The following is a 13,068-nucleotide window of genomic DNA, read 5'->3' on the forward strand; positions in this document are numbered from 1 at the left end:
TTTTCTTTTCCTTGGGTGTTATGTCAGGCAGACAGGGTCTTTCCGATGATTTCGCGCGTGTCGCGGGACAGGGTTTGTTGCGATACGTGTCGCAGGGCGTCTCCGGCCAGTTCGCGCAGGGATGGAATGTATCGTTTCCACTGGTCCATGCATCGTGCCAGCCGGGCGGCCACTTGCGGGTTGATTTTGTCCAGTTCGATCAGGTTTTCGCTCCAGAATGCGTAACCGCTGCCGTCTGTCGCGTGGAATTGTGCCATATTGTTGTGGCAAAAGCCAAAGATGAGGCTGCGTGCGCGGTTGGGGTTGCGGATGGTGAAAGCCGGGTGTGTCATGAGCGTCCGGATGGTTTGTATGTCTGCGCAGGGCGATGTGGCTTGCAGGGAGAACCATTTGTCGATGACGAGCGCTTCGTTTTCAAATTCGCGGTAGAAGTGTTCGAGCAGGGCTTTCGTTTCCGGCAATCCGGTGGTGTAACCGGCATGTACCAGCGAGGTCAGCGCGGCAAGCCGGTCGGTCATGTTGTCGGCCTGATGGTACTGGTCGATGGCGATTTGCGCATAGCGGGTGTCATCCAGCGTGAGCAGGTATGACAGCGCGAGGTTTTTCAGGGCGCGTTTTCCGGCGTCCTGAGGCGTCGGCCGGTAGGCGCCTTCGGTACGGTTGGCCTCCAGTGCGGCGAGCCATTCCTTTTCGAGGCGTTTCGCCAGTGCGCCACGCATGTACTGGCGGGCGCTGCGGATGGCTTGCGGGTCGATTTCGTCCATGCGTTCGGCGATCATCATTTCACTGGGCAAGGTCAGCGCCAGTTCGCGCAGTGCGGCGTCCAGCCGGGTGTCGGTCAGAACGGTGCGGTATGCGTCGATGAAGGCATCGTCCAGTGAAAGGGGAGCACCGGTTTGTACGGCTTTGGTCAGAGCGACGAGACGGCGCGATGCCAGCCGCTGTCCGGCTTCCCAGCGGTTGAAGTGGTCACTGTCGTGCGAGAGCAGATGCAGCAGTTCGTCGTCGGACTGGTCGTATTCGAGGATGACGGGGGCGGAGAAGTTGCGCAGTGCGGAAACGACGGGTTTTTCCGTGATGCCGGTGAAGGTGAAAGTCTGGCTTTCTTGTGTCAGTTCCAGTATGGCGGTGGTTTGTGTTCCGTCTTTTCCGGGCTGGTGCAGGGGCATGTCGTTGCCTTGCCGGTCAAGCAGTCCGACGGCGACCGGTATCAGGAAGGGGTGTTTTTCCGCCTGTCCCGGGGTTTCCGGGCAATGTTGCGAGAGTTTCAGGGTGACGGCGCCTGCCGCGGCGTCGTAATGGCTTTCGAGTTTGACGCGTGGGGTGCCTGCCTGGCTGTACCAGCGTTCGAACTGGGAGAGGTCGCGCCCGTTGGCGTCCGCCATGGCGGCCAGAAAGTCGTTGCAGGTGACGGCTTGTCCGTCGTGCCGTTTGAAGTACAGGTCCATGCCTTTTCTGAAGCCGTCTCGTCCGAGCAGGGTCTGGTACATACGGACGACTTCTGCGCCTTTTTCATAGACGGTGACGGTGTAGAAGTTATTGATTTCCTGATAGGAATCGGGGCGTACCGGATGGGCCATGGGGCCGGCGTCTTCGGGAAACTGGAGTTGTCGCAGGGTGCGGACGTCTTCGATGCGCTTGACGGCGCGACCGGAGTCGCTGCCGGTCAGGTCGGCTGAAAATTCCTGGTCGCGAAATACGGTCAATCCTTCTTTCAGGGAGAGCTGGAACCAGTCGCGGCAGGTGACGCGGTCGCCTGTCCAGTTGTGGAAATATTCATGTCCGACGACGGATTCGATGTTGGCGTAATCCACGTCGGTGGCGATGCGCGGGTTGGCCAGTACGTAGCGGGTGTTGAAGATGTTGAGCCCCTTGTTTTCCATCGCACCCATGTTGAAGTCGCTGACCGCCACGATCATGAAGCGGTCGAGGTCGAGTTCGAGACCGAAGCGTGTTTCGTCCCAGCGGATGCTGTGTTTGAGCGATTCCATGGCGTGGGCGGTCTTGTCGAGGTTGCCCTGTTCGACCCAGACTTGCAAGAGGACATCGCGTCCGTCGGCAAGCCGGAAGGTTTCTTCACGGCAAACGAGCTTGCCGGCGACCAGTGCGAAGAGGTAGGACGGTTTGCGGAACGGATCGTCCCATTTGGCGTAATGCCGTCCGTCTGGCAGTTCGCCGGTTTCGACGAGGTTGCCGTTGGAAAGCAGTACGGGACAGCTTTGGCGGTCTGCCTTGATGGTGACGGTGTAGGTCGCCATGACGTCCGGACGGTCCGGGTAATAGGTGATTTTGCGGAAGCCTTCGGCTTCGCACTGGGTGAAGAAGTTGCCGTTGGACAGGTACAGCCCCATGAGGGATGTGTTCTTGTCGGGATGGATCAGGGTGTCGATGGTCAGCGTGACGTCATCTGGCGCCCCGGGAATGCGCAGATTGCCGTTTTCCAGTATGTAGTCCTGTTTGTCCAGTGTCTTGCCGTTCATGACGACCCGTACCAGTTCGAGTGCTTCACCGTACAGGATGAGATCGTGCAGGCCGGATTCCGGATTGTGGTGCAGTGTCGTGGTGGCGCTGACCTGTGTGGCGGATGGATCCAGATCGAATGTGAGGTCGATGTGGCTGACAAGGAATGCGGGAACGGTGTAATCGAGCCGATAGACGGTGCTGGATGGGGTGTCGGTCATTTTGTGTCTGTTTCGTGTTCGGTTGGTGGTGTGAATAAGATGAAAGGGACGGGCGGTTTTATCCGGCCGGCGTCCTTTGCGTCATCCTTTGCTTTACAGGGTGCATTATCCTCCAGAATCGGATGGAGTGGGCACAGGCAAATGCCGAATGCGTGCTGTTTTTTGGGCGATTGTCATGCGTGGTTTGTTTTACGGACGGATATTCGCGGATTCATGTCATCGTGAAGAAAATGCCGGTATTCTTTTTTGCAATGGCGGGTTTTTACCGGTGCTGATAATGGATGATCCGGATTGACCGGCAGTCTTTCCGGTTATTCGGATGGTTTATGGCGAAAATACCGGTTTTCAACGGCAATGGTATGGAATCGGGGCGGTACGTCCGGGAAATTTCGGTTCTTTTTCAGGATGTTTTGCAGGCAAATGAAAAAGAATATGTTATGTCGTTTACCGTTTTCAGTACAGGGATCGACGGAGATGATTTACATGTAAATGGCCGATACAGTTTGTTTCCGTATGGAAATGAATATATGCCGTGTGACGTCGTTGGCGACGGGGATATTTTGTGTTCTGCCGGATGTTATCCGGATGTACGCTGAAAATAAAACATACAGACCCGTTTAACGGGTCTGTCGTCATAAATGATTTGCCGTAAAACGACGGTTTGTCGTGTTTTCCGCCCATGTTCCGAAAACGGCGGAAGGAATGACGGCCATGGATTACTTGATAAGGAATTTTTCCTTGTTTGACGGGTCGATCCAGCGTGGGGCTTTTCCGCGACCGGACCAGGTTTCTCCGGTTTCCGGATTGCGGTATTTCGGTGCGAGCGGAGCGCGTACCGTGCCGCTTTTCTTCTTGCCGGCATAACCGAGATCGGCCAGGGTGATGCCGTATTCGGCCATGGTCATCTTGATTTGCGCAATGGCGTTGGAAATTTCGTTTTTGCGTAATTCTTCCGCTTCATGCTGAAGCTGTCTGATCTGGTCCTGTAACTGTTTGTAGGTTGCCATGATTTTTTCCTGATCGAATGCCGGAATCTTGTGGCTTTGGGTCTTCCGGATGGTTTTAGAATAATGAAAACGATGTTTTATCGAAACACTGTATATTCTATATTTACCTTTGCAATAAATAAAGTGGATTTTTAAAAGATTATCGCAAGGTATGTTTTATTTGTTTCTATTTGTAACAAGGTTTTGACATCGGTGTGCCGAAATCGGGTATCCGGTAATCGGATAATGCGCGGATGGTGTTAATGTCTTGCGTTTTTTTCAGGCGGAAATGGCGGAACGGTGTTTTCCTGCAATCCATTGGTCCGGTGTAATAATGGCGAAATAGCCGTTTTTCCGGTTTTTTCCGGCCAGTTTCAATAATGCCTTGTCTTTTGTTATCAGGCAGGATGCATGGGCGTCATAAGCCAGTTCCATGAATTTCTGGTCATCCTTGTCGCGGCAGACAGGAAGGGTGCGATAATCGCGTTTTTCGGGATCGATTATCCGGATGTAGCGGTCGAATGCCTGTCTGGATCGTGTTTTTTCCGTGTCGTCCAGCGCCAGTTTCGGATAATCGAGAACGCGCAGCCATTCACAGCGGCAATCTTCCCGCGTGATGGCGATCAGGTTGTGTTCTTCGATGGCTTTTAACAGATCGGCAGAGAGTGCGTCGTGGAAAACGAAAAGATCCAGACAAATATTGGTGTCCAGAACGGCCAGTTCGGATTTCATGTTGTCATTCATCGGTACGGGAGAAAATGATGCTTGCGATTTTATCACCCTCGAAACGGCAGCGCTTTCCGGGGATTACGGTGGATGAGGCGTTGCGGGAAAAATTGTTCGGTTATCCGCAGTGGCTTGGCAAGGCGGAAAAGGTCGCTGCCGTACTCAAGTCCTGGGCACCGCACGAAATGGCGCGTCATTTGCATGTTTCCGACACGCTGGCGGTACGCGAGGCGGCACTGTTCGATGACTGGGATGCCGATGCCCGTTATCCGCAGGTTGTCCCGGCTGTGCTGGCGTATGATGGGGATGCCTACCGGACGCTGGATGCCGTGACGATGTCGGTGGAGAACTGGTTGTATCTGAACCGGCATATGCGGATTTTGTCGGCATTGTACGGGGTGATGAAGCCGTTCGATTGTGTGGTGCCGTCGCGTGTCGGTTTCGATGCGACTGCCGTGCGTCCGGATGGGATGGGATTGTATGATTACTGGCGCGATACGGTAACGCAATCGCTGAACCGGGCGATGGAAGAAACGGGCGACGATATGCTGGTGAATCTGGCGTCGGCCGAGTTTTCGCGGGTGATCGACAGACGTGCGTTGGCGGGGAAGATGGTGACGCCGGTGTTTCAGGATATACGGCAGGGAAAGGCGCGTGTGGTGAGTCTGTATGCCAAGCAGGCAAGAGGACTGATGATGCGGTATGCCGCCGTACACGCAATCACCGATGCCGGAGAACTCAGACGGTTCGATGAAGGGGGGTATCGTTTCGATGCGGCGGCATCGGATGATACTGTCTGGGTTTTCCGGCGCTAGTTATTTATGACTGGTGTTGCCGGATTTCTGCGATCAGGGAGTCCGCGCCTTCGGTTTCGAGCCGGATGACCAGCTTGCGGTGATGGCGGACGGCCTGGTTCCAGCTTGCGAAGCGCCAGCGGGGTTCGAGTTCGTCGGGCAGGCCGAATATTTTCGTTTCGAACAGTTGTTTTTCTCCGTTACCGAATGCGTGGTCGATGCCGGTGAAGATGGTCGAGACCAGCCATTGTCCGACCTGATTCTGTTCGATGATGCGGTTGGCCGCCGATTTCATGCCGGTGACGTATTCTTCCAGTGTGCAGGGTACCGGTTTTTTGCCGACCAGTTTGTAGAGATGGCCTGCCAGCAGATCGTCCGGATTGTCGGATGGCGTTTCGTTTCGGGTGTCGCTCATGGCTGTCTTTCGTGATGGGAAAAGTACGATTGTAACGGACAATGGGCCGCCGGCGTGCCGGTATGCTTGAAAGCGCGGGTGGCTTATAATGAGCCGGTCGGCCGGAGCGGGTTCCGGCCGGGTTAACCGACAGGAATTGCACGATGTCTGTATATGAAAATCTGAAAGCGTTGAATATTACGCTGCCGGCGGTGGCCAAACCGGTGGCGGCTTATGTGATGTATGTCAAATCCGGCAATCTGGTTTATCTTTCCGGCCATATTGCCAAAAAGGATGGCAAACCGCTGGTGGCACAGTTCGGCCGCAATATCTCGGTCGAGGAAGGCAAACAAGCCGCACGCCGGACGGCGATCGATTTGCTGGCGACCTTGCAGGATGCCTGCGACGGGGATCTGAATCGCGTTCGCAGGATCGTCAAGATGGTTTCGCTGGTCAATTCCACGGACGATTTCACCGAACATCATCTGGTGACGAACGGCGCGTCGGAATTGTTCGTCGAAGTGTTCGGCGATGCAGGACGTCATGCCCGTTCCGCTTTCGGTGTGGCGCAGATTCCGACAGGTGCCTGTCTGGAAATCGAACTGATCGCCGAAATCGCCTGATACCGCCTTGCATGCGCTTGCGGCATGCAAGGCAAGCGCATGGTTTTCACGCGCGTTCCTGCCAGAACCTATGGGAGCGTTTCGAGTGCGACTGGCGTGAAGCGCGATTCGACAGCTTTGCCTTTGCGTGCGCGTTTGCCGGTATGGGCTGCGAGGGCGTTGCCGGTGATGCGGACTTCGTAGCGTTTTTCGTTTTTGGCCTGACAGACGACGAGGCAGCCGGTTTCGCCGACTGCAATGGCTGCCTTGAGTTTTTCGCCGGTATCGAGTCCCATCAGGATGACGCCGCGCCCGCCGGATGAGAGGGTGCGCAGTTCGCCGGTTTCAAACAGCAACAGCCTGCCTTTTTCGGAAAGGGCGGCGATCCATTTGTCGTCCGTTGATACGGCGACCGGTGGCAGCAGCGTTTCTCCGTTTTCCAGATTGACGAACGATTTGCCGTTGCGTACCCGGCTGGCCATGTCGGAGACGCGGGCGAAAAAGCCGCAACCGGAATCGATGGCGATCAGGACGGTGGTTTCAGGCGATCCGATGAAATACCGGATGATGGTTTCGTCCGTGCCGGTTTCGGCAAAGGTGGTCAGCGGCATGCCGTCGCCACGGCCGCCGGGCAGCTGGTGAACGGGGACGGTATAGACGCGCCCCGTCGATGAAAAAGCCAGAAGCAGGTCGGTGTTGCGGCATTCGCGCGAAAGCAGCATGCCGTCGCCGGACTTGAAAGACAGTCCCGAGAGGTTAAGTCCGTGTCCTGTACGCTGGCGTAGCCAGCCGTTTTGCGAGATGACGACCGTTACCGGTTCGTCGGCGATTTTCTGTTCCGCCGTCGCTTTTTGCGCTTCCTCGATCAGGGTGCGCCGCTTGTCGCCGTATTTTTTGCGGTCGCTTTCGATTTCACGGATGACGAGCCGTTTCATCGAAGCCGGGTGTGCCAGAAGGTCTTGCAGGGTGTCTTTTTCCTTGCGCAGTTCGGCCAGTTCCTGTTCGATACGGATTTTTTCCATCCTGGCGAGTTGGCGCAACCGGATTTCCAGAATGTCGTCTGCCTGCCTTTCGGAAAGGTGGAAGGTGGCGATCAGTGCGGTTTTCGGATCGTCGGATTCGCGGATGATCCGGATGACTTCGTCGATATTGAGCAGAACGGTTTCGCGTCCTTCCAGTATATGGATCCGTTCATCGACACGACCGAGTCGCCAACCGGTGCGGTGGCGGACGGTCACGAACCGGAATTCGATCCATTCCCTGAGGATGCCGGCAAGGTTTTTCTGTCCCGGTCGCCCGTCGATGCCGATCATGACCAGATTGACGGGGGCGTTGCCTTCCAGTGATGTATGCGCAAGCAGGGTTTGCATGAACTCGTCGGGGGCGATACGCCGGGTTTTCGGTTCGAACACGATGCGTACTGGCGCTTCGCGGCTGGATTCATCGCGGACGGTATCCAGTATGCCCAGTATGTGCTGGCGCATGGCGGTCTGTTCGGACGAAAGGGCTTTTTTGCCGCTTTTGACTTTCGGATTGGTGAGTTCCTCGATTTCTTCCAGCACTTTTTGCGCGGATGTGCCGGGCGGCAGTTCGGTGACGACGGCTTGCCATTGTCCACGCGCCAGTTCCTCGATTTTCCAGCGTGCGCGCACTTTCAGGCTGCCGCGTCCGCCGGCATAGATGTCGGCGATGGCCGATGCCGGCGTGATGATCTGGCCGCCGCCCGGAAAGTCGGGGCCGGGGATGATCGTCATCAGTTCGTCATGTGTGATGTCCGGATTGCGGATCATGGCGATGGCGGCACGTGCCACTTCGTCGAGATTGTGCGACGGGATTTCGGTCGCCAGACCGACGGCGATGCCGGATGCACCGTTGAGCAGGGTGAACGGCAGGCGTGCCGGGAGCAGGCGCGGTTCCTTGGCGGAACCGTCGTAGTTGTCCTGGAATTCGACGGTACCCTGGCCGATTTCATCAAGCAAAAGGGCGGCGATCGGAGTCAGACGGGCTTCGGTGTAGCGCATGGCAGCCGCACCGTCTCCGTCACGTGATCCGAAGTTGCCATGGCCGTCGATCAGGGGATAGCGCATGGAAAAGTCTTGCGCCATCCTCACCAGTGCATCATAGACCGACTGGTCGCCGTGCGGGTGCAGTTTGCCCAGTACATCGCCGACGACGGCAGCCGACTTGCGCGGTTTGGCGTCGGAGGCCAGTTTCAGTTCGTTCATGGCATAGAGGATACGGCGCTGGACGGGTTTCTGACCGTCGCAAACGTCCGGCAGGGCACGTCCCTTGACGACGGAAATGGCGTAATCGAGATAAGCCCTTTCGGCGAAACTGGCGAGCATCAGGGTTTCGTGCGGGACTTCGTCGGCCGGTGGGTCATCGAACAATGTGGGTTGAAAGCTCATGATGCAATGTCCATTAAGAAGATGCAGCTAGATGTCGGCTTCGGCTTCGTTGCCGTGTTCTTCCATCCAGCTCCGACGGGCTGCGGCTTCGCCTTTGCCCATGAGCATCTGGAAGCGTTCGGCCGATTCTTTCGGCGTGATGTTTCCGAAGGTGACGGGCAACAGGCGGCGGGTATCCGGATTCAGGGTCGTTTCCCAGAGTTGTTCGGCATTCATTTCGCCAAGCCCCTTGAAACGGGAGATGCCGAGTGCATTGTCCCTGACGCCTTCGCTCCGGAGTTTTTCGAGAATGCCGTTCAGTTCCGCGTCATCGAGTGCGTACAGTTTCTGGATCGGTTTCTTGCCGCGTGCCGGTGCATCGATACGATACAGCGGCGGGCGGGCGACATAGATGTGGCCGTTTTCGATCAGACGGGGGAAATGACGGAAAAACAGGGTCAATAGCAAGACCTGGATATGCGAACCGTCCACGTCGGCATCGGAGAGGATGCAGATTTTTCCGTAACGCAGTCCGGACAGGTCGGGATTGTCGTTGGCGCCATGCGGATCGACACCGATGGCAACAGCGATGTCGTGGATTTCCTGATTGGCGAACAGTCGGTCTTTTTCGGTTTCCCATGAATTGAGGACTTTGCCGCGCAAGGGCAGGATGGCCTGGAATTCCTTGTTGCGTCCCATTTTCGCCGAACCGCCTGCGGAATCGCCTTCGACAAGGAACAGTTCGTTGCGACGGATGTCGTGCGATTCGCAATCGGTGAGCTTGCCGGGCAGGACGGCGACGGCCGAGGATTTTTTCTTTTCGACTTTTTGCTGTTGCCGCATGCGGGACTGGGCCTGCCGGATGACCAGATCGGTGAGCTTGCGACCGTATTCGACGTTCTGGTGGAGCCAGTTTTCAAAAGCGGGGCGCACGAAATGGGAAACGAGACGTACGGCATCGCGTGAGTTCAGGCGCTCCTTGATCTGGCCCTGGAATTGCGGATCGAGTACACGTGCCGACAAAACGAAGGAAGTGCGTGCGAAAACGTCTTCTGGCAGCAGACGAACGCCTTTTGGCAGCAGGGAGTGGATTTCTGCAAAACTTCTGACGGCATTGAACAGACCGTCGCGCAGACCGCTTTCATGCGTGCCGCCGGCAGGTGTCGGAATGAGGTTGACGAACGATTCACGCACAGGTGTCCCTTCAGTCGTCCATGCGACGACCCATGCAGCGCCTTCGCCTTCGGCAAAACCTTCGTCACGGCTTGCGTACCGTGAACCATCAAAGAGCGGGATGACGGTTTCTTCTCCGGTGGCCAAATCCAGCGCTTCGGACAGGTAGCCACGCAAGCCGTCATGATACTGCCAGATATCGGTTTTGCCTGTGATCCGGTTTTCGAGGCGTACCTGTACGCCAGGCAGCAGGATGGCCTTCGATTGCAACAGGTGTTTGAGTTCGGCCAGCGGGATGTCCATGCTGTCGAAATAACGCGCGTCGGGCCAGATGGTGACTTTGGTGCCCGATTTTTTTTCGCCGCGTGTCAGTGGGCGCGATGTCAGCGGTTCGGAGACTTCACCATCGGTGAAGGCGATTTTGTGTTGCTGTTTTTCGCGCCAGACGGTGACTTCGATCCGTCTGGACAGCGCATTGGTCACGGAGACACCCACGCCGTGCAACCCGCCGGAAAAGGCATAGGCGTTGTCGCCGCCCTTGGCGAATTTGCCACCCGAATGCAGACGGGTGAAAACGATTTCGACGGTCGGCACCTTTTCTTCAGGATGGATGCCGACCGGAATGCCGCGTCCGTCGTCTTCCACACTGATGCTGCCGTCGGCGTTGATGGTGACGGAAATGTTGTGGCAGTAGCCCCCAATGGCTTCATCGGAAGCGTTGTCGATCACTTCGGTCACGATATGCAGCGGATTTTCCGTGCGGGTGTACATGCCCGGACGTTGCCGGACCGGTTCGAGTCCCTTCAGAACTCTGATCGACTCTTCACTGTATGCGGGTTTTTTCTCTGCCATGATGGTGTCGCGGTGTGCCGTTTTATGACGGGCAAGCCGTCTTTTGTACCGGACATATGCCGGATTGGCCCGAAAAAGCGAAAGTATAAGGCAATTTCGTAACGAAAGCGGACTGTTTTGGCCCCGGGCCGCCATCATGAGCGGACAAATGCATCCGTAAAAGTCTTACCTGTTGATATTATTGGTATTCCTGCCCGCTTACATTGCGGATCGCGCTTTTCGCGTATATAATAAGGAGCTTGTTACGGTTTCGTCCATTTTTTTGGATGGCACAGGGGTTGAAATCAGGATATGGGCTTGCGCCCATTTTTTTTTCATTGCGCACCCCGGTTGCCAGGGCGGACCGTGTGCCTCTCGTCGCAAACGGATGAGAGGTGAAACGGAAATTGAACGGGAGCAGGGTTTTGTTGCAGGAACTGGTTGAAAAGACAGTCAATGGCTGCGGGTACGATCTGGTCGATCTGGAAAGGGCGCCAGGCGGCATTTTGCGCGTATATATCGATTTCTTGCCGGAAGATGCCGGAGACAAAAGCATTACGGTGAACGATTGTGAAACGGTCAGCCATCAGCTTTCCCGTGTGCTGATGGTCGAGGATGTCGATTATGACCGGCTGGAAGTGTCGTCTCCCGGGCTTGATCGTCCGCTGAAAAAGCTGCAGGACTTTGTCCGTTTCGCGGGGATGGAGGCGCATGTGAAACTGCGCAGACCGGTAACCGGTATGGGAAACCGGAAAACGTTTCAGGGAATTCTGTTGCCGCCCGAAGGGGATGAGCTCTCGCTGGAATTCGAGGGAAACGACAGGGAAAACAATTCGGTTTTACATTTTACGATCGCTGATATAGACAAGGCACGTTTGGTGCCGCAGGTGAATTTTAGGAGTCGCAAGGCATGAGTCTCGAAATTCTGCAATTGGTTGACGCGCTGGCGCGCGAAAAAAACGTGGACAAGGAAATCGTTCTGGGTGCGCTCGAACATGCGTTGGCACTGGCCACGAAGAAACGTTATCCGGGTGATGTTGATATCCGAGTCGCAATCGACCGGCAGACCGGTGAGGTGGAAACTTTCCGCCGGTGGCATGTCGTGCCCGATGAGGCCGGACTCCAGCAGCCCGATCAGGAAATGCTGTATTTCGAGGCGAAGGAACAGTTCCCCGATATCGAAGTCGGCGACTACATCGAGGATCATGTCGAATCGGTCGATCTCGGTCGCCGTTTCGCGCAGGATACCAAGCAGATCGTCTTGCAGCGTATCCGCGATGCTGAACGTGAGCAGATTCTCCAGGACTTCCTCGATCGCGGGGATGCGCTGGTAACCGGTACGATCAAGCGCATGGAACGGGGCGATGCCATCGTCGAGTCCGGCAAGGTCGAGGCACGCTTGCCGCGCGACCAGATGATCCCGAAGGAAAATCTGCGTGTGGGCGATCGTGTCCGTGCCTATATCCTGCGTGTGGAACGGGGCCCGCGTGGTCCGCAGGTCATTTTGTCGCGTACTGCGCCGGAATTCATCGTCAAGCTTTTCGAACTCGAAGTGCCCGAAATCGAACAGGGACTTCTGGAAATCAAGTCGGCTGCCCGTGATCCGGGTGTCCGCGCCAAGATCGCGGTGCATACCCATGACAAGCGGATCGATCCGATCGGTACCTGCGTGGGCATGCGCGGTTCGCGTGTACAGGCAGTGACCGGCGAACTGGGCGGCGAACGGGTCGATATCGTCTTGTGGTCGGAAGACCCGGCACAGTTCGTGATCGGCGCGCTGGCGCCGGCCAATGTCACGTCGATCGTGGTCGATGAAGACAAGCATGCGATGGATGTGATCGTTGACGAGGAAAATCTGGCGATCGCCATCGGTCGCAGCGGGCAGAACGTCCGTCTGGCGACGGAATTGACCGGCTGGAAGATCAATATCATGACGGCGGAAGAATCGGCCGACAAGACGGCGATGGAAAAGGCCGAATTGCAAAAACTGTTCATGGAAAGGCTCGATCTGGATCAGGAAGTCGCCGACGTGCTGATCGACGAAGGCTTTACGTCTCTGGAAGAAATCGCTTATGTGCCGATCAGCGAAATGCTGGAAATCGAGGCTTTCGACGAGGAAACGGTCAACGAAATCCGTCAGAGAGCGCGCGATGCACTGATTACCGAAGCGATCGTGTCGGAAGAAGGCATGTCCGGTATGGAAGAAGCGCTGTCCGGACTGGAAGGCATGAGCCGCAGTGTTGCTGGCAAGCTGGGCCTGGCCGGGGTCAAGACGCTGGAACGTTTTGCCGGGCTGGCTTATGACGAATTCGGCGCGATTCTGGCATTGCCGACCGAACGGGCACGCCAGTTGCTGGAAAATGAATTTGCCGATGTGACGGATGAGGAAATGAAACTGATCGATGCCAAGTATGACGACGAAGCGAAGGAATTGCAGGCACGTGCCTGGAAACTGATGGAATCCCGATAGGATTTTCACGCTCCCGTTACCGGA

At 56.2% G+C, this 13,068-nt stretch carries 10 protein-coding genes; 4 read left to right on the top strand and 6 right to left on the bottom strand.

Annotation, left to right across the window (positions count from 1 at the left end; translation table 11 throughout):
• Positions 1–23: 23 nt before the first annotated feature.
• The 3 genes from pepN to NAI64_RS01425 all read right to left on the bottom strand — a co-directional run bounded on the left by pepN (position 24) and on the right by NAI64_RS01425 (position 4,399).
• Positions 24–2,681 carry an aminopeptidase N gene (gene pepN / locus NAI64_RS01415; RefSeq protein WP_269297058.1) on the bottom strand — a complete coding sequence of 886 codons (2,658 nt, stop codon included), beginning with the start codon at positions 2,679–2,681 and terminating at the stop codon, positions 24–26.
• Between the two features lie 716 nt (positions 2,682–3,397).
• Positions 3,398–3,688, bottom strand: coding sequence for an H-NS histone family protein (locus tag NAI64_RS01420; protein WP_269297060.1), 291 nt, complete (start codon positions 3,686–3,688; stop codon positions 3,398–3,400).
• Between the two features lie 258 nt (positions 3,689–3,946).
• The gene (locus tag NAI64_RS01425) at positions 3,947–4,399 is read right to left on the bottom strand and encodes a putative toxin-antitoxin system toxin component, PIN family (RefSeq protein WP_269297062.1); all 453 of its coding nucleotides are present in this window, start codon (positions 4,397–4,399) and stop codon (positions 3,947–3,949) included.
• A gap of 29 nt (positions 4,400–4,428) precedes the next feature.
• On the opposite strand from NAI64_RS01425, the gene NAI64_RS01430 reads away from it, so the two are divergent.
• Positions 4,429–5,208: a YaaA family protein gene (locus tag NAI64_RS01430; protein WP_269297064.1), complete on the top strand. Its 780-nt coding sequence runs from the start codon at positions 4,429–4,431 to the stop codon at positions 5,206–5,208.
• A 4-nt stretch (positions 5,209–5,212) separates the two neighbouring features.
• On the opposite strand, the gene NAI64_RS01435 is transcribed toward NAI64_RS01430, so the two are convergent.
• Positions 5,213–5,602: a hypothetical protein gene (locus tag NAI64_RS01435; RefSeq protein WP_269297066.1), complete on the bottom strand. Its 390-nt coding sequence runs from the start codon at positions 5,600–5,602 to the stop codon at positions 5,213–5,215.
• Between the two features lie 143 nt (positions 5,603–5,745).
• Here NAI64_RS01435 and NAI64_RS01440 point away from each other — a divergent pair, with 143 nt between their 5' ends.
• The gene (locus NAI64_RS01440) at positions 5,746–6,204 is read left to right on the top strand and encodes a RidA family protein (protein WP_269297068.1); all 459 of its coding nucleotides are present in this window, start codon (positions 5,746–5,748) and stop codon (positions 6,202–6,204) included.
• A gap of 68 nt (positions 6,205–6,272) precedes the next feature.
• On the opposite strand, the gene parC is transcribed toward NAI64_RS01440, so the two are convergent.
• Positions 6,273–8,591 carry a DNA topoisomerase IV subunit A gene (parC, locus tag NAI64_RS01445; RefSeq protein WP_269297070.1) on the bottom strand — a complete coding sequence of 773 codons (2,319 nt, stop codon included), beginning with the start codon at positions 8,589–8,591 and terminating at the stop codon, positions 6,273–6,275.
• A 27-nt stretch (positions 8,592–8,618) separates the two neighbouring features.
• Positions 8,619–10,595, bottom strand: coding sequence for a DNA topoisomerase IV subunit B (locus tag NAI64_RS01450; protein WP_269297072.1), 1,977 nt, complete (start codon positions 10,593–10,595; stop codon positions 8,619–8,621).
• A 374-nt stretch (positions 10,596–10,969) separates the two neighbouring features.
• Between NAI64_RS01450 and rimP the strand changes: the two genes are divergently transcribed.
• Positions 10,970–11,488, top strand: a complete 519-nt coding sequence (gene rimP / locus NAI64_RS01455; protein WP_269297074.1) for a ribosome maturation factor RimP — start codon at positions 10,970–10,972, stop codon at positions 11,486–11,488.
• Complete coding sequence (nusA, locus tag NAI64_RS01460; RefSeq protein ID WP_269297075.1) at positions 11,485–13,044, top strand: transcription termination factor NusA; 1,560 nt, start codon at positions 11,485–11,487, stop codon at positions 13,042–13,044. The genes rimP and nusA overlap by 4 nt, the downstream gene beginning before the upstream one ends.
• The last annotated feature ends 24 nt before the right edge of the window (positions 13,045–13,068 follow it).

The organism is Oxalobacter paeniformigenes, assembly GCF_027158465.1.
Classification (GTDB): Bacteria; Pseudomonadota; Gammaproteobacteria; order Burkholderiales; family Burkholderiaceae_D; genus Oxalobacter; species Oxalobacter paeniformigenes.